A 16633-nucleotide genomic window follows, 5' to 3' on the forward strand; every position below is an offset into this window, starting at 1 on the left:
GGCGGCACACCATCGATCTTCGACTTTTCGACAGGAGAACAGAGCCGTGGTCTTCAAGAGGATGCTGGGTGCGTTCGGCGTGGGCGCTCCCTCGGTGGACACCGTTCTGTCCACCTCGCGTACCCGGCCGGGCGGCACGCTGGAGGGGGAGGTACGGCTCAAGGGCGGCGACTTCGACGCCGAGATCGAGCACATCACCCTCGGCCTGGTGGCCCGGGTGGAGATCGAGCACGGCGACGGCGAGGCGGCGGGGCTCAGCCAGTTCTCCAGCGCCCGCGTGTCCGGCCCCTTCACGCTGCGCAAGGGCGAGGAGCGCACCGTCGACTTCCGCATCCCGGTCCCGTGGGAGTCGCCGATCAGCGAGATCGGCGGGCAGCCGCTGACCGGCATGGCGGTGGGCGTACGCACCGAGCTGGCCATCGCCAAGGCCGTCGACAAGGGCGACCTCGACATGGTGGCGATCGAGCCGCTGCCGTCGCAGCTGCGGATCCTGGAGGCGCTCCTGCAGCTCGGGTTCGGCTTCAAGTCGGCCGACCTGGAGGCCGGGCACCTGTACGGGGTGCGGCAGGAGCTGCCGTTCTACCAGGAGATCGAGTTCTACCCGTCCGGCCGGTACGCCGGGCTGGTGGGCGAGATCGAGGTGACCTTCGTGGCCGACCCCGCCGGGCTGGCGGTGGTTCTGGAGGCCGACAAGCGCAGCGGCCGCTACTCCTCCAGCGACGCCATCGGCCGTTTCCACGTCAGCCACGACGACGCCCTGCGTACCGACTGGGCCGCGGAGCTCGGCCGCTGGCTCGACGGCCTCTCCCAGCACTCGGCGCCGGGCCACCACGCCCACTACGGTGACCACCACGGCGGGCACCACGGAGGTCACCACGGAGGTCACCACGGCGGTCGCCACGGCGGGCCGGGCCTGGGCATGGTGGCCGCGGCCGGCGCCGCCGGCGTGGTGGGCGGTCTCGTGGCCGGCGAGGTGGTCGATGAGGTCGTGGAGGAGTTCTTCGAGGGCGACGAGGGCGGCGGCGACGAGTGGTGACCCACCCCTGAAGGGCGACGAGGGGCGGCGGCGACGAGTGGCGACCCACCCCTGACGACCCCAGCCCGCCGCTGACTCCCGGCCACGGCCCGGCACCGATGCTCCGCAACCCGCCGCCGCACTTCCGCGCCGCGGCACGCACCGCGCCCGTGCGCCGGGCCGCCGCGCCGGCGGTGCTGCGCCGTCCTGCGCTGCGCCGAGGTTCGCGCCGCGTCCGGGCGCTGGGCCACCGTGCCGCGCCGTGCCGCGCCACGCTGCGCCGCGGATCGCAACCCTCCGCGCCGCAGCTCGCACCGCGCCTGGCGCTGTGCTGTGCTGTGCTGTGCTGTGCTGCGTCGCGGGTCGCACCTCTTCGCGTCGTGGGTCGCACCGCGTCGGTTGCTGGACGGCCGCCCGTGCTGCGCCGCCTGTGCTGCGCTGCGCCGTGCTGCGCTGCGCCGTGCTGCGCTGCGCCGTGCTGCGCTGCGCCGTGCTGCGCCGTCCGTGCTGGTCACGGCGACGCGGCGCTCGCTGTGCCGGTCGGTCGTGTGCCCGGCCGGGAGGGCCGGCGGTAGCGGCGCGATCGCGATGCTCGCGCCTAGCCCGCCCAGCCACGCCGCCGGCACGTCCAGCTCGATCGCCCGGTACGACGTCGTCGGCCGCAGCTCCAACGTCACCACCCGCGTGAGCGCCGAATGGGCCAGCAGTACGGCCGACGCGTGCCGCCGCTCAGACAGCGGCACGCAGACGTGCGGAGGGCGTCGGCTCCGCCATAACGCGCAAAACAAATATGACCGTATATCCGGGCAGATCGCAGCCACTCCCGTCATGGCGGCGCCCGCGTATTGAAACACGTTGCAGTTCATCCCTAGGCTGGCGGCATGATCCTGGACCGATTCCAGATTCCCGGCGCCGCGGCCGTCGTCACCGGGGCGGGCCGGGGCATCGGCGCCGCCACCGCGATCGCGCTCGCGCAGGCGGGCGCGGACGTGGCGCTCTGCGCCCGTACCGAGGAGCAGCTCCGCGCGGTCGCGGACCAGGTGGAGAAGGCGGGCAGGCGAGCCCTGATCGTCCCGGCCGACCTGGCCGAGCCGGGCGCCGCCGAGGCGCTCGCCGAGCGGGCCGCGCAGGCGTTCGGGCGGCTGGACGTGGTGGTCAACAACGTGGGCGGGGCGCTGCCCCGGGCCTTCATGGACACCAGCCGGGCGCATCTGCAGAACGCGTTCCAGTTCAACGTCGGCATCATGCACGAGCTGACCAGGGCCGCGGTGCCCCGCCTGCTCGAGACCGGTGGCGCGGTCGTGAACATCTCCTCCGCCATGGGCCGCCTGTCCGCCCGGGGCTACCTGGCGTACGGCACCGCCAAGGCCGCGGTCGCCCACTACACGCGGCTGGCCGCACAGGACCTGGCGCCCCGCGTACGCGTCAACGCGGTCGCCGTCGGCGCGGTGGCCACCTCAGCCCTGGACATCGTCATGAAGGACGAGGGCCTGCGCACCCGCATGGAGCAGGCCACGCCGCTGCGCCGGATCGGGGAGCCCGAGGACGTCGCGGCCGCCGTCCTCTACCTGTCCTCCCCGGCCGCCCGGTACGTGACGGGCACGGTGCTGGAGGTGGACGGCGGCATCGAGCAGCCCAACCTCGACCTCGGCCTCCCCGACCTGACGTAATCCGAGCATTCTTCGCAACCGTGCAATCGGACTGTAAGTCAGGAGAAAGCCACCGGAATAGGTTGACTCACTGCCCGATCGAGTCGACCCCAAGGAGCCGACGTAATCAGCCCGACTGTGTGGAGTGAGTTGCGTATGACCTCCGCGCCTCAGCTGTCCATCTCGATCTCCCCGCACCTCACGGCCCTGGCGGTGATCACCGACGCTCTCGCGGGCCGCCGCCGCGGCCTGCCCGAGCCGTGGCGCGCGGCCGTCGGCTCGCGCGTCGGCCGGCCAGGACACCAGGCGGTACGCCCGCTCGCCGCCCCCGGCTACTCCGTGGTCCCCGACAGCCTCGTCCCCCTCACTCCCGTAGGAGCCGACGTCTCCGTCGAAGCCCAGGTCAGCGCGCTGCACGAGCTGCCGCCCGACCGCCTGATCACGGACCTGGAGCAGGCGTTCGGCCCGGGCCCGCTGCCCGCCCACTGGCGCTCGGCCGCCGAGCGGCCCGCGAGCTGGTTCCACGGCTACGCCGGCGCCCTCGCCGACGTCTGGAGCACCGTCGAACCCCTGTGGAAGCGCGCCCGCGCCCTGCTGGACAGGGAGGTGCGGCGGGTGGGCGTCGCGAGCGTCCGCGGCGGCCCCGAGCTGCTGCTCGGCGCGCTCAACCAGCGCATCGTGCACGGCGGGAGCGGGCTGCTCATCGCCGACGTCGAGGCCAGCGCGTACGACCTGGGCGACCGGCGGATCGTCCTGGTCCCGATGCTGGCCGGCAAGGACGCGGTCATCGTCAGCCTGGACAACGAGGAGGCCGTCTGGATCGCGTACCCGGTGCCCGGCGCGGAGACGCTGTGGAGCCGGCCCGCCGCGCCCGCGCAGGACGAGCTGTCGGCGCTGATGGGCCCGGTGCGCGCCGGGCTGCTGTGCGCGATCGGCCGGCCGATGACCATGAGCATGCTGGCCGCGGACCTGAAGATCGCGCCCAGCAGCATCACGTACCACTGCGACCGGCTGCGGGCCGCGCGGCTCATCACCAGGGAGCGCCGCGGGCGCGAGGTGTGGGTGGGCCGCACCCACCGGGCCGAGGAGTTGCTGGAGCTGTTCCGCCGGTCGTGAGGGCGGGCGAGCCGGGCGTGAGGGCGGGCGAGCCGGGCGCCCGCCCTGATCGAGACGCCGGCCAAGCCAACAGCGGGAGATCATGACCAGAGATCACTTCGACGAACGTGGAAGGGACGCCGATCAGGCGGTGGGAACGTCGTCGATCGTCCCGTCCGGCCAGCCGATCTTCCCGTCCTCGACCGACGGCGCCGCGTCGCCGTGCCCGAGCAGCAGCGCGGCGGTGTACCAGCGGCCCGGCTCGGCCGCGCCCGGCGTCGCGCACCACGGGACCAGCGTGCGCTCGCCCAGCGGGGTGGCGGCCACGGCCGTGCCGGACTCGGTCAGCCCCGGCCCGCCGACCACGCGGGTGACGGCATCGCCCTCGGGTGACGGCCAGCCGCCCACCCGCAGCCTGCCGGGCTCCCCGGTCAGCCGGACGAACCGTACCTCCCACGCCCCGCGCACGGCGGAGACCACCTCCACCTCGGGCCCGTGCCGCATCTCCGCGCCCGCCCGGGCGTAGCCGTGGTCGGGCCCGGGGCCCTGCTCGCCCCAGTGCGCCCGCCACCGGGACGAGCCGGCCAGCGTGCCCGACGGCAGCGCGCGCACCGGCCCGGAGGTGAACCCGGTCCGGTGGCTGGCCCGTCCCTCCCCGTCCAGGACCACGACCGACTGGTCCAGCGGGTCGCCGGACAGCAGCGGGAAGGTGGCCGTGGAGTAGCCCAGCCGCGCGTAGAGGGGCGCGTCGGCCAGGTCGGAGCCCGGGTGCGAGTGGTCGGTGCCGTGGTTGACGACCCGGACGATCCCGTCCGCCCGCGTGCCGCTCACCAGCCACCCGGGGGCGCGTACCACCCGCCCGAAGTCGCCCGTCTCCACCGGCAGCGGCTCCTCCACCGCGGTCCACACCGGGTGATCGGCGGGCAGCGACAGCCCGAAGAGCCCCTTCGCGGCCCAGTACGGCGAGCCGGGGCCCGAATAGTCCTGCGCGATCGCCCGCCAGGGCCCGTGCCAGCCCAGGGTCAGCAGGCCGTCGCCGTCGGGCGCGCCACGGTCGGCGAAGTGCCGCACGATGCCGGACGCGGCCCGGCGCAGCAGCCCCGGCGAGCCCACCCCCGCCCTGGCGCCGACCCAGAACGGCGTCGCGGCGGCGAAGCGGTAGGCGAGGCTGCGGCCCTGGACCAGCGGCGAGCCGTCGGCGCCGACCAGGTGGACCGCGTCGTCCAGGAAGCGTTCGAGACGCGACAGGTAGACCGGGTCCGGCGCCACCCCGGCCATCTCGCTCCACAGCAGCGGATAGAAGTGCAGCGCCCAGCCGGCGTAGTGGTCGTAGGCGCGCTCGGGGCCGTCGGCGTACCAGCCGTCCGCGCGCTCGAAGCCGGCGGCCAGGGTGAGCCCGGCGTCGATGTCCTCCTGCGCGTACGGCCCCCCGACCGAGGCGAGGAACTGCTCCACGACGATCTGGAACCAGACCCAGTTGATCGGCGGGTAGTCCGAGCCGATCGCCGGCGCCAGATAGTCCACCACCTGCTCCCGCACCAGCGGCGTCAGCCGGTCCCACAGCCAGGGCCTGGTCAGGTGCAGGACGAGCGCGATGGAGGCGGCCTCCACCTTGGCCTGGCCGTGCTCGTCCAGGCGTACCCAGCGCTCGGGGGAGTGCGGGTCGGTGCCGGCGGCGATGCCCTCGGCGTACCACTCCATGAGGCCGAGCGGGTCGCGCCCGCCCTCGCCCGCGACGCGGAAGCCGGCCGCGAGGAACGTCCGCGCGAAGCCCTCCAGGGCGTCGACGTCCGGGCCGTAGCCGCCGGGCGGGCCGGGGAAGCTGATGCGCGCGTGGGAGGGGGAGGCGAAGGGGCGCGCCGACAGGAGCAGCCGGTCGGCCAGGCCCGCCCAGTGCTCCCTGGTCCAGCCCGAGTAGGGGGAGATCACCAAGCCAAGGAAACACACCACGGCCGCATCCCACAAGAAGCCGGTTGACAGGACCTCCCGCACCCCATGAAACTCTCCCGAAACAACAGGCCCATACGGTAAACGTTTACAGGAGCGGTCGATGCCCTTTCCCCGATGGATCGCCGCCGGCGCGTTAGCCGTCCTGACCGCGATCGGCCTGCAGGCCGTGCCCGGCGAGACGGACGTACGGGCGGGCGGGACCCTCACCACCGGCGAGGCCCCGTCGAGCGCCTTGGGCGAGAAGATCGCCTACAACGTCTACCTGCCCGCCGGATACGGCCGGGGCACCGCCCGCCACCCCGTGCTCTACCTCCTGCACGGCCGGGGCGACACCATGCAGGCGTGGACGAGGGTGCGGACGACGCTGGACGACATGATCCGGACCAGGCGGATCCCGCCCGTCATCGCCGTCATGCCGGACGCGCCGTGGAACGAGCGCGGCAACTGGTACGTGGACTCCCGCCACACCGACGGCCGGCCGGTCGAGACGGCGCTGACCCGGGACCTGGTCGCGCACGTGGACGCCACGTACCGTACGGCGCCCATCCGGCAGGCCCGCCTGGTCGGCGGCTACTCGATGGGCGGCGCGGGCGCGCTGCGGTTCGCGCTCGCGCACCAGGACCTGTTCGGCGCGGCCGCCGTGCTGAGCCCCGCGGTCTACACGCCGCTGCCCCCGTCCGACTCCTCGGCCCGCGATTACGGCGCGTTCGGCGACGGCGGCGAGAAGTTCTCCGACGAGGTCTACCGCGAGCTCAACTACCCGGCCCTGCTCCCGGACCTGGACCCGGACCTGCCCGTCCGGCTGTTCGTGGCGGTCGGCGACGACGAGTACGCCAACCCCGACCCCGCCGACGCCCGCCACGACATCGACTTCGAGTCCGCCGCCCTGTACAACGCCGCCAGGCGCTCGCCCGCGATCTCCGCCCAGCTCCGCGTCATGGACGGCGGTCACGACTGGACGGTCTGGGCCCCCGCCTTCGAGCAGGCCATGGCCGAGCTGGGCCCGGGCCTGAGCGTCACCCCGCCGGCCGGGCTGCCCGCCCCGCTGCACGGCACGCCCGCCACCGACTGGGCCGGCGGCGTCGCGGCCCACGCGGACGGCTCCCTGACCATCGGGTACGCCGCCGGCGGTCCCGTGAGCGGCCAGGAGCACGCGGGCCGGCTGGACGCCGTGGTGACCCGTACCGGGGGCTGGACCAGGCAGTTCGGCACGGCGGCGGACGAGCGCCTGTACGGCGTCGCGCCCCTGCCGGACGGGGGCGTCCTCGCGGCCGGCTACACCAAGGGCGACCTCGACGGCCGCCACGCCGGGAACGCCGCGGACGACGCGTTCGTGGCCAGGCTCGACGCGAGCGGCGAGGTCCGCTGGATCACCCAGTTCGGCGCCCCGGAGGCGGCCGACCGCCTGTACGGCCTGGCCGCCGCGCCCGACGGGGGCGCGTACGTGACGGGCTACACCAAGGGCGCGCTCGACGGCCCCAACAGCGGCGACAAGGACGCCCTGCTCGCCCGCCTCACCCCGGACGGCGAGGTGTCCTGGATCCGCCAGTACGGAGGCCCCGGGGAGGACAAGGCGTACGGCATCGCCGCGGACGCCACCACCCTCTACGTGACCGGCGGCGCCACCGCCGCCCTGCCCGGCACGACCGCGCTCGGCGGCCTGGACGCCTGGATCGCCGCCTACACCCCGGACGGCACCAGGACGTGGGCCACCACCGCCGGAGGGCCGGGCGACGACCGGCTGAACGCGGTCACGGTCACCACCACCGGCCTCGCCGTCGCCACGGGCGCCACGGCGGGCGACGCGCTCACCGTCGCCTACACCGCCCAGGGCAGGCAGCGCTGGCGGCACACCCTGGCCACGCCGGCCGCCGACGAGGGCGCCGCGGTGACCCCGCTGCCGGGCGGGGAGGTGGCGGTCGCCGGCTACACCCGGGGCCGCGTCGGGGTGCAGGCGGGCGGGGCCGACGTCCTGACCCTCCGGCTGGACGCCAAGGGCGCCCAGCGTGCCGCCGCCCAGCTCGGCACGGCCCGCGACGACGCCGTCGACCCGTTCGCCGAGCCGAACCTGTACGCCACCACGACGGCCTCGGGCCAGGTGGCGATCACGGGCCTGACGTACGGGACGCCGGAGGGCGGCCAGGCCCCGGGCAACGGCGACGTCTTCCTGACCACCCGGCCGAGCTGAAGGGCCCGTGGCGCGGCGACACACTCGTGCCGCGCGAAGGTGAGCACTACCTGACCCCGCGGCCCTCGCACGGCCACCGCGACCCTGAGCATGCTTGGCGGATAGCCGGAACCGGGGGGCGGAGTCGTGGATTGGATGGCGGCCGCGGGGCTGGGCGCCGTCGGGGGAGCGGTCATAGAGGTCCTGTACGTGTGGAGCTCGCTGACGGCGTGGCAGCAGGCCCGCAGGAAGGCCAGGGCGAAGAAGAAGGGCGCGAAGCTACCGCGGCTGGACGAATACCTCGATCCGGTCGCGGACTCGCTCGTGGCCGTGACCAGGCTGGGGCTCGGGGCGGCCGCGTGCCTGCTGTTCCGGGACCAGATCACCGGCACCATGGCGGCCATCGCGGTCGGCGCCTCCGCCCCCGCGCTGCTGCGCCAGGTCGGCACCCTGCGCGGCCTGCGCCCCGCCCCGGAGACGGCGCCGCAGGACGGGCCGCCGGACAGGGCGCGGGAAGCGACGCCATGACGGAGCGGCGCTCCCTCGCCCGCCGCTACTGGCAGGCCCTCATCGACACCAGGGCCTTCGAGCTGGACGACCGGGCGCTGCGCCCGTACCGGGACCTGAGCCTGTGGCAGCGCTACCGGGCCTCGCTCCTCGGCCTGCCGCCGTCCCCCGCCCGCGCGCCCCGCGGGCGCCGGAACTGGGCGGTGACGTTCAACCGGGTCCTGCTCCCGGTGGCGGTGGCCGGGATGGCGGTCGCCGTGGGCACCGTCGTGCTGCGGCTGCCCCCGTCCACCGACCCCATCGGCGCGGCCCCCGCCACGACGGCCGCGAGCCGGCACCCGCGGACGACCGGCAGGCAGCCCCTCTACCGCGGCACGGTGTCCCTGCCGCTCCCGGCGGACGGGAAGCTCCTGGGGTTCTGGATGCTCACCCGGCAGGGCCCACGGTCCGCCGAGGCGGACGACGCCGACTTCGCCCTCTCCGCGTACGGCTCCGGCGCCTACGTGGACATGACCCGCAGCCGCGTCGGCGCCACCCTGGCCCAGTGCCTCGCGAGCCCGCCGGAGACCGGCGGCCCCGCGGACCGGGCCGGGCCCGCGGAGCCGCTGTGCCTGCTGACCCGGGCCGGCGACCTGGCGTACCTGGTCCTCGGCGAGCCGGCCGGCGGGCACGTGCGGGCCGACATCCGGCTCTGGGAGAGCGCCTAGAACGTCACGAGCGGGTCGCCGATGAAGTCGGCGATGAAGTTGACGAAGAAGAAGCCGAAGAACAGGAAGTTGAGCACGAGGATGACGTAGTGCCACGGGCGCGGGCGGGCCGGGCGCGGGAGCTTGCTGTTCAGGTACATCAGCATGAACGGATACAGCAGCGCGCCCAGGTTGGACATGTTGGCCGACCATTCGACCAGGCCCACCGGCAGCGACTGGAAGATGATGATCGAGATGATGACCAGCAGCAGGAGCATGAACGGGTAGTAGAAGCGGCGCGGATCGCCCTCGATCAGCCGGCGCAGGCGCGGGCTGGTGGCGTTGGCCGCGTCCGTCGTCACCCGAACCATCGCCTCGAAGATGCCGAGCTGCGTGGAGAACAGGATCAGCACCCCCATCACGAGCGCGACGTAGAAGACCACCTGCCCGTACTCGTCGCCGAGCGCGCTGGCCACGAACGTCGGCACGTTCGCCCGGGTGGGCTTCTCGCCCGCCAGCGTGACCGCCTGTGCCATGAGGATCGTGGGCAGCAGCATGCCGAGGATGGCGCCGACGAAGAACACGCCCCACATGTCCACCATGAGCAGCCGGTACCAGCGCCGCCACAGGCCGCGGTTGAGCTCGTTGTCGGGGAAGGTGACGCCGCTGGCCAGGATCGGGCGCCGATCGCCGCGCAGGCCCGAGATGTAGCCGACGCGGTGGCCCATGCCGTAGCCCTTGTCGCGGTAGTGGCCCATGATGTACCAGTTCAGGCCGGAGGCCAGCGCGGTGAACCCGGCCAGGGCGCCGAGCTGGGTCGCGGTGATGCCGGCGGGCGGGGCGGCCGGGGTGACGAAGCCGCGGATGCCCTCCCACCACTGGCTGAACGGCACGACGAGCAGGTCCACGGCCAGCAGGGCGAGCAGGATGGTGCCGACCATCACCCAGTTGGCCAGCTCCAGGGCGCGGCTGATCCGGCGGGCGGCGGCGCAGATGAGGAAGACCAGCACCAGCAGGCCGATGGCCCACCAGCGCGGCTCGGCGTCCGTGGCCGCCGGTGGTACGCCGTGGACCAGCGCGTACACGCCCTGCCCCGCCGACGCGGCCCAGCCGCCCGCGATGAACGCGAAGATCACGATGAGGACCGACAGGGGCACCCACAGGGCCCAGCCCGGCGGTACCCGCCCCCAGCCGACCACCGGCGTCTCGCCGGTCGCGAGGACGTAGCGGGAGCATTCGACGTTGTAGAACGTCTGCAGCAGGGCCGACACCAGGATGACCCAGCCGACGCCGACAAATCCGTACTGCCCCACACTGAGGGGGCCGAGCAGCCACTCACCGCTGCCGATCGAGATGCCCAGGGCGATCAGGCTCGGGCCGACGGCGTATTTGACCAGTTCCTTGGGGCCGATCTTGGAGACCTTGAAGACCTCCTCCGGCGTGGGCAGGTCGATGACTTCGAGATCCGGACGGCTGACTCCGAGTGGGTGCGACATGTCACTGCCTCCTGCCGTTCAGGGTGATCCCGAAGGGCGGCCGCTACAAGACCCAATTGCCGCACACCGGGAGCTCCTGATCAGGCGTACTGGAGGTCGGCCCGGCCCACGCGCCCGTCCCGGACCGTGAAGTCGTAGTGCGCCCGCCACCCGTCGGAGCCCGCCGGAGCCCAGTGGACCAGCAGCTTCTGCCCGTCCGCCCGGTTCTCGGCGATCGAGACGACCCGCAGCGTCCCGCCGACCACCTCGTTGCCGGCCCACTCCCGGATGGCGTCGTGCCCCCGGATGCTCCGGGAGACGTCGACGATCTCGGCGTCGGGGGCGAACGCGGCGACGAGGGCGTCGAGGTCGCGCGCGTTCACGGCGTCCACGTACGCCCGCGCCGCCGCGGCCACCCCGGCCGGCGTCGAGGGTGCGGTCGAGGGTGCGGTCGAGGGTGCCGGCGCGGGCTGCGGCTCGGCGGCGGTGGCGCCGCACGCGGTCGCGACCAGGAGCGCGACGGCCGCGAGCAGGGCCGCCCACCTCCGGGTCGGGACGGAGCCGGAATGGGAACGTGCGGGCCGGGAGGGCTGCGTGCTCATGCCGACGATGATCCGGTTCCGGCGCCGGAAACGTCCAAGACCTGCGGCCATAACCAATGGCTATGCCCCCATGAACCCCGCATCGGGGCGGGACCGACAAAGGGGCGAGACGTTCCGGGCGTGGCGTTACGCGACGTTACGGGAGCGACTACGTACAGTGATGAACTGTTGTCACAAGGTGACTACAGGGGGAGATCATGAAAGGTAAGCTCATAGCGGCAGGTGGCGCGCTCGCCACCGCCGCCACGTTCATCGCGATGGCCACGCCGGCCAGTGCCGGTACGGCCCACTGCGACCTGAGCGTGGCGGACATGACGCACTCGCTGCGCATCGACAGCTGGGGTGTCTACGCCGGCCGCCGCGACGCGGATGCCTGCCAGGGCAAGCGCGACGAGAAGAAGGAAGAAAGCTGGAAGCCTGACTGGAAGCCCAGTCACGACGACAGCCACGACACCACCTGGAACGGCCACGGCTGGAACGGCCACGGCTGGAACGGCAACGGCTGGAACGGCAACAGCTGGGACAACGAGCACGACAACGGCTACCACTCCGACACGGTCTGGCCGGGTCACCACTGGGGCGTCGGGACCTATGGCGACCACACCCGTGGTGCCTGGGGCTCGCGCGGCTGGGACGGCTACGGCTGGCCCGGCACCTGGCTTGACCGGTTCTAGGACTCGGCACGGCCGGCTCTGAACATCAGTCCGGTTCGGTCCCGGGACACTGCCACGGTGACCCGGGACCCCTGGCCGGCCCTCGTGCCACCAACCATTCATGACCCCTCCTCACCCCTCCACCAACACCCCTCCACCACGCGCCGCTTTGGGCCGCGCCGCTTTGAGGGCCGCGCCGCTTCGAGGGCTGCGCTGCCTTGGACCCGCGCTGTCTTCGGGTACCGCTGCGTTCCCGCGCCACCGCGCCACCGCGCCACCGCGCCACCGCGCCACCGCGCCACCGCGCCACCGCGCCACCGCGCCACCGCGCCACCGCGCCACCGCGCCACCGCGCCACCGCGCCGAGTTCGGGCTGTGCCGCGCCTTCCGCCTCCCCGCCTCGGGGCCGTGCTGCGCTTGAGTCGTTTCGCGCGTGGGCGCGCGCGGCTTCCCACTGCGCCGCCCTAGGATCACGCCTCTTCCCGGCCACACCGCTTCCTGCCACGCCACTTCGGGGCCGTGCTGCGCGCGGCGTCGCGCTCGGCCGCGCTCCGCCGCCTCCGCCGCACAGCTTCCCCGCCGCGCTCCCTTCGGTCCTACTGCGCTTGGGCCGCGTCGCCGTTCAGGCTGCGCGGCTTTCCGCTGCGTCGCCTCCTACGGTGCCGACTTGGGTGCGCGGTCTTCGCGGTGAGTCGCTTCGCGGTGTGCTGCCTCGGCGCGCCCTTGGGTGCAGGGGCTGTCGCAGGTGGCGTCGATCGACCGGGGCCAAGCCGTGTGGCCGCGCTTGGACTCGGGCGGACGTCTGCAGTGGACGCGTGCGCTGGTCGGTAGCCGGACGGTCGGGAGGCGTCGCGGCCCGAGCGCGGCACCGCTGAGCGCGGCACCGCTGAGCGCGGCACCGCCGAGCGGGCACAGCCCGAAGGCGATGTGACGCCAAGGTGGCGCACCCAGGGCGACGTGACGCCAACGCGGCCCCAGGGTGACGTGACGCGAGAGCGGTGTGGCTCCAAGGCGACGTGACGCCCACGCGGCCCACCCCGAGGCATCCATCGGGCCGGGTGGGCGGGGTGGGCCGGGAACTCTCCGGGGATCGGCGAACCGGCCCCCGGAGGTGGTCAGCGGTCTACGATCTCGTTCTTCCCGATGACCACGACCCCGCCCCGCGTCAGCGCGAACCGGGTGCGGTCGTAGTCGAGGTCGAAGCCGATCCGGGCCCCGTCCGGGATCACCACGTTCTTGTCGATGATCGCCTTGCGGACGATCGCCCCCCGCCCGACCTTGACGTTCTCCATCAGCACCGAGTCCTCCACCAGCGAGTGCGAGTGGAGCACCACCTTGGGCGACAGGATCGACCGGATCGCGGTCCCGCCGGAGACGATCACGCCGGGGGAGACCAGCGAGTCGATCGCCCGCCCCACCCGGTCGCCGTCGTTGTGCACGAACTTGGCCGGCGGCAGCGGGTCGTGCCCGGTGAAGATGGGCCACTTGTCGTTGTACAGGTTGAACACGGGATGCGCCGAGATGAGGTCCATGTGGGCCTCGTAGTAGGCGTCCAGCGTCCCCACGTCGCGCCAGTAGCCCCGGTCGCGCTCGCTGGAGCCCGGCACGACGTTGTTGGCGAAGTCGTAGACGTCGGCGCCGCCCGACTTGACCAGCATCGGGATGATGTTGCCGCCCAGGTCGTGCTTGCTGGTGGGGTCGAGCGCGTCTTCTCGCAGCGCGTCGATCATCGACTGCGTCTTGAACACGTAGTTGCCCATCGAGGCGTACACCTCGTCGGGGGAGTCGGCCAGCCCCACCGCGTCCTTCGGCTTCTCCCGGAACGCCACGATCCGGCGCCCCTCGGGGTCGGTCTCGATCACGCCGAACTGGTCGGCCAGCGACAGCGGCTGCCTGATCGCCGCCACCGTCACGTCGGCGCCGGAGTCTTCGTGCTGCTCGACCATCTGCCGCGGATCCATCCGGTAGATGTGGTCGGCGCCGAACACGATCACGTGCTCCGGCATCTCGTCGTAGATCAGGTTCAGGTTCTGGAACAGGGCGTCCGCGGAGCCGGAGAACCAGCGCGGCCCGAGCCGCTGCTGCGCGGGCACCGGGGTGACGTAGTTGCCCAGCATCGCCGACAGCCGCCAGGTCCGCGAGACGTGCCGGTCGAGGCTGTGGTTCTTGTACTGCGTCAGTACGACGATCTTCAAGAACCCGCCGTTCGCGAGATTGGACAGCACGAAATCGATGAGCCGATACATCCCCCCGAACGGCACCGCCGGTTTCGCCCGATCCGCCGTGAGCGGCATGAGCCTCTTGCCCTCTCCACCTGCCAGCACAACCGCAAGCACCCTCCGGGACCTCATGTCCAGGACGCTACCCTCAAATGGCCGATCTATCGACGAAACCCCGCACGGTGAACTTCCTGCGTGTCCGGATTTGGTGCTCAATGTACGAAGCGGAGTTGCCGACGTTGGGCTTGTCGAAGTGTTCCAGGCGCTCCGGTTGATCGTAAGGTCTTCTCATGCGCGTTGATCTGCTCAGCCGGGAATACCCGCCCGAGGTGTACGGCGGTGCCGGGGTCCACATGGAATACCTGGCCAGAGAGCTGCGGAAGCTGGCCGACGTACGCGTGCGCTGCTTCGGGGCCGGCCGCGACGAGCCGGGCGTCTCGGCTTACCGCGTGCCGGGCGGGCTGGAGGGCGCCAACCCCGCGCTCCAGGTGCTCGGCGTGGACCTGGAGATGGCCGCAGCCTGCGAGGGCGCCGACGTCGTCCACTCCCACACCTGGTACGCCAACTTCGCCGGGCATGTCGCGAAGATGCTGCACGGCGTGCCGCACGTGATCACCACGCACAGCCTGGAGCCGCTGCGCCCGTGGAAGGCGGAGCAACTCGGTGGCGGCTACACGATCTCGTCCTGGGCCGAGCGCACCGCCCTGGCCGCCGCCGACGCGGTGATCGCGGTGTCGGAGGGCATGCGGCGCGACGTCCTGGCCGCCTACCCCGAGATCCCGCCGGAGCGGGTCAGCGTGATCCACAACGGCATCGACACCGCCCAGTACGCTCCCGACCCGGGTCTCGACGTCCTGGAGAAGCACGGGGTCGACCCGCGCAGGCCGTACATCGTCTTCGTCGGCCGCATCACCCGCCAGAAGGGCCTGGTCCACCTCCTGCACGCGGCGCGGGCCTTCGACCCCGGAGCGCAGCTCGTGCTGTGCGCGGGCGCGCCCGACACGCCGGAGATCGCGGCCGAGGTGACGGAGCTGGTGCGCGGCCTCGACCGCGACGGGGTGTTCTGGATCCAGGAGATGCTGCCCAAGCCCGAGGTGATCCAGCTCCTGACGCACGCCACGGTGTTCGTGTGCCCGTCCGTCTACGAGCCGATGGGGATCGTGAACCTGGAGGCGATGGCCTGCGAGACGGCCGTGGTGGCGACGGCGACCGGCGGCATCCCCGAGGTGGTGGCCGACGGCGAGACGGGGCTGCTCGTGCCGATCGACCAGGGCGCCGACGGCACCCCGCACGACCCCGAGCGCTTCGCCGCCGACCTGGCCGAACGCGTCAACGCCGTGCTGGGCGATCCCGGCCGGGCCAGGGAGATGGGCAGGGCCGGCCGGGCCAGGGCCGTCGAGCACTTCTCGTGGGAGCGCATCGCCCGGCGCACCACGGAGCTGTACGCGAGCCTGCGGGCCTGACGTCGTCGCCTGAGCCGCGCAGGAGGCCGTGCAGGGAGACCGTGCAGGTAGACCGTGCAGGAGGCCGTGCACGGGGGCGCCTCAGACGAGGCCCCGGCGGCTGGCCTGGGCGCCGGCCTGGAAGCGGGTCTCCGCGTTGAGCTCGTCCAGGAGATGGCGCAGGCGGCGGCGGAGGCTGCGCGGGCTGGTGCCGAGCTGGCGGGCGATGGCGTCGTCCTTGAGCCCGGCCGCCAGCAGCGCCAGCAGCCTGCGGTCCTCCAGGACGAGGTCCGTCGCCGGCTCCTCCTCCTGGGCGGGCTCGGGCGAGCTGTCGTGCGACCACAGCTCGGGGCGCACCGGCAGCGCCTCCCGCCACAGGCGCTCGAACAGCTCCACCAGCGCCACGACCATGGTGGACCCCCTGATGAGCACGCCGCGCGTCAGCGGCGGGTCCATGTACAGCGGCATGACCGCCCGCCGCCGGTCCACGAGCGCCATCTTGAACGGCAGCGAGGGCAGGATCCGCGCCTCCTCGCCCGCCCTGATCAGGCTGCCCACCTCGTCGAGCGCCCCGGTGTGGTCGAAGGCCTCCGGCACGTAGATGGTGCGGTAGCGCACGCCGTTGCGGAGCAGGTCGGTCTGCAGCGGGTTGTGGTAGTCCAGCACGTACGGGGGCCGGTCGAAGGTCAGCACCTCCTCCTTGGCCTCCTGCTGCAGCCGGACGTACCAGCGGGCCTGCTCCTCGGGCCCGGCCAGCACCTCGAACTGCCCGCTCCCCTCGGGGTCCGTGCCGACGTTGCGGAAGGCCGTCTCCAGCTCGTCGGCCGTGTCGGTGAGCAGGTCCAGCTCGCTCTGCATGCCCCGGACCAGCGCGCGGATCGCGGTGCCCGGGTTCGTCGCCGTCCAGCGGGGAGAGCGCCCCCACAGGCGGCTGACCAGGCCCTTGGCGCGGAGCCTGCTCAGCGACGACTGGACGCGCCCCGCGTTCTCGCCGCTCCTCATGACCAGCTCCTGCACCGTGATGCCGGGGCAGGCCAGCACGCCCCGGTAGATGCGCTCGTCGAACGCGCTGATGCCGACGATCTCCAGTGCGCGGGCGTCTTCTAGCATGGCCCCGATCTTGGCCATTTCCGGCAGTTGCCGCAATAGGCCACATCAACCACCTTGTCCCCA

Annotated in this window: 13 protein-coding genes; 8 read left to right on the plus strand and 5 right to left on the minus strand. The window is 73.0% G+C overall.

The genetic code is table 11. The features are described from left to right. Positions 1–46 precede the first annotated feature (46 nt). From ACBJ59_RS09650 to ACBJ59_RS09660, 3 genes are all read left to right on the plus strand, one after another. Positions 47–1036, plus strand: a complete 990-nt coding sequence (locus ACBJ59_RS09650) for a sporulation protein (protein ID WP_375109804.1) — start codon at positions 47–49, stop codon at positions 1034–1036. Between the two features lie 860 nt (positions 1037–1896). Continuing rightward, the gene (locus ACBJ59_RS09655) at positions 1897–2685 is read left to right on the plus strand and encodes an SDR family oxidoreductase (RefSeq protein ID WP_375109805.1); all 789 of its coding nucleotides are present in this window, start codon (positions 1897–1899) and stop codon (positions 2683–2685) included. Between the two features lie 135 nt (positions 2686–2820). Continuing rightward, entirely contained in the window at positions 2821–3780 is a 960-nt protein-coding gene (locus ACBJ59_RS09660; RefSeq protein ID WP_375109806.1) for an ArsR/SmtB family transcription factor, read from the plus strand. Positions 3781–3903: 123 nt separating this feature from the next. On the opposite strand, the gene ACBJ59_RS09665 is transcribed toward ACBJ59_RS09660, so the two are convergent. Beyond that, positions 3904–5688: a DUF2264 domain-containing protein gene (locus ACBJ59_RS09665; RefSeq protein WP_375109807.1), complete on the minus strand. Its 1785-nt coding sequence runs from the start codon at positions 5686–5688 to the stop codon at positions 3904–3906. Positions 5689–5809: 121 nt separating this feature from the next. Between ACBJ59_RS09665 and ACBJ59_RS09670 the strand changes: the two genes are divergently transcribed. From ACBJ59_RS09670 to ACBJ59_RS09680, 3 genes are all read left to right on the plus strand, one after another. After that, positions 5810–7897, plus strand: a complete 2088-nt coding sequence (locus tag ACBJ59_RS09670) for an alpha/beta hydrolase-fold protein (protein WP_375109808.1) — start codon at positions 5810–5812, stop codon at positions 7895–7897. A 126-nt stretch (positions 7898–8023) separates the two neighbouring features. Further along, positions 8024–8404 (plus strand): hypothetical protein, encoded by a 381-nt coding sequence (locus ACBJ59_RS09675; protein ID WP_375109809.1) that lies wholly within the window; start codon positions 8024–8026, stop codon positions 8402–8404. Further along, a complete protein-coding gene (locus ACBJ59_RS09680) occupies positions 8401–9090 on the plus strand; it encodes a hypothetical protein (RefSeq protein ID WP_375109810.1) in 690 nt (229 codons plus the stop codon). The genes ACBJ59_RS09675 and ACBJ59_RS09680 overlap by 4 nt, the downstream gene beginning before the upstream one ends. On the opposite strand, the gene ACBJ59_RS09685 is transcribed toward ACBJ59_RS09680, so the two are convergent. Both ACBJ59_RS09685 and ACBJ59_RS09690 read right to left on the minus strand, forming a co-directional pair. Then, positions 9087–10565: an Nramp family divalent metal transporter gene (locus ACBJ59_RS09685; protein ID WP_375109811.1), complete on the minus strand. Its 1479-nt coding sequence runs from the start codon at positions 10563–10565 to the stop codon at positions 9087–9089. The genes ACBJ59_RS09680 and ACBJ59_RS09685 overlap by 4 nt on opposite strands. A gap of 80 nt (positions 10566–10645) precedes the next feature. Beyond that, positions 10646–11146 carry a nuclear transport factor 2 family protein gene (locus ACBJ59_RS09690; RefSeq protein WP_375109812.1) on the minus strand — a complete coding sequence of 167 codons (501 nt, stop codon included), beginning with the start codon at positions 11144–11146 and terminating at the stop codon, positions 10646–10648. 197 nt (positions 11147–11343) lie between these two features. Between ACBJ59_RS09690 and ACBJ59_RS09695 the strand changes: the two genes are divergently transcribed. Beyond that, a complete protein-coding gene (locus ACBJ59_RS09695; RefSeq protein WP_375109813.1) occupies positions 11344–11820 on the plus strand; it encodes a hypothetical protein in 477 nt (158 codons plus the stop codon). A gap of 1094 nt (positions 11821–12914) precedes the next feature. Here the strand turns inward: ACBJ59_RS09695 and glgC are convergent. Further along, positions 12915–14150, minus strand: coding sequence for a glucose-1-phosphate adenylyltransferase (gene glgC, locus ACBJ59_RS09700; RefSeq protein WP_364125687.1), 1236 nt, complete (start codon positions 14148–14150; stop codon positions 12915–12917). Between the two features lie 158 nt (positions 14151–14308). On the opposite strand from glgC, the gene glgA reads away from it, so the two are divergent. Next, entirely contained in the window at positions 14309–15481 is a 1173-nt protein-coding gene (gene glgA / locus ACBJ59_RS09705) for a glycogen synthase (RefSeq protein ID WP_375109814.1), read from the plus strand. Between the two features lie 81 nt (positions 15482–15562). On the opposite strand, the gene ACBJ59_RS09710 is transcribed toward glgA, so the two are convergent. Beyond that, a complete protein-coding gene (locus ACBJ59_RS09710) occupies positions 15563–16570 on the minus strand; it encodes a TrmB family transcriptional regulator (protein WP_375109815.1) in 1008 nt (335 codons plus the stop codon). Positions 16571–16633 lie beyond the last annotated feature (63 nt).

Origin of the sequence: Nonomuraea sp. MTCD27, assembly GCF_041950495.1 — a bacterium.
GTDB lineage: Bacteria > Actinomycetota > Actinomycetes > Streptosporangiales > Streptosporangiaceae > Nonomuraea.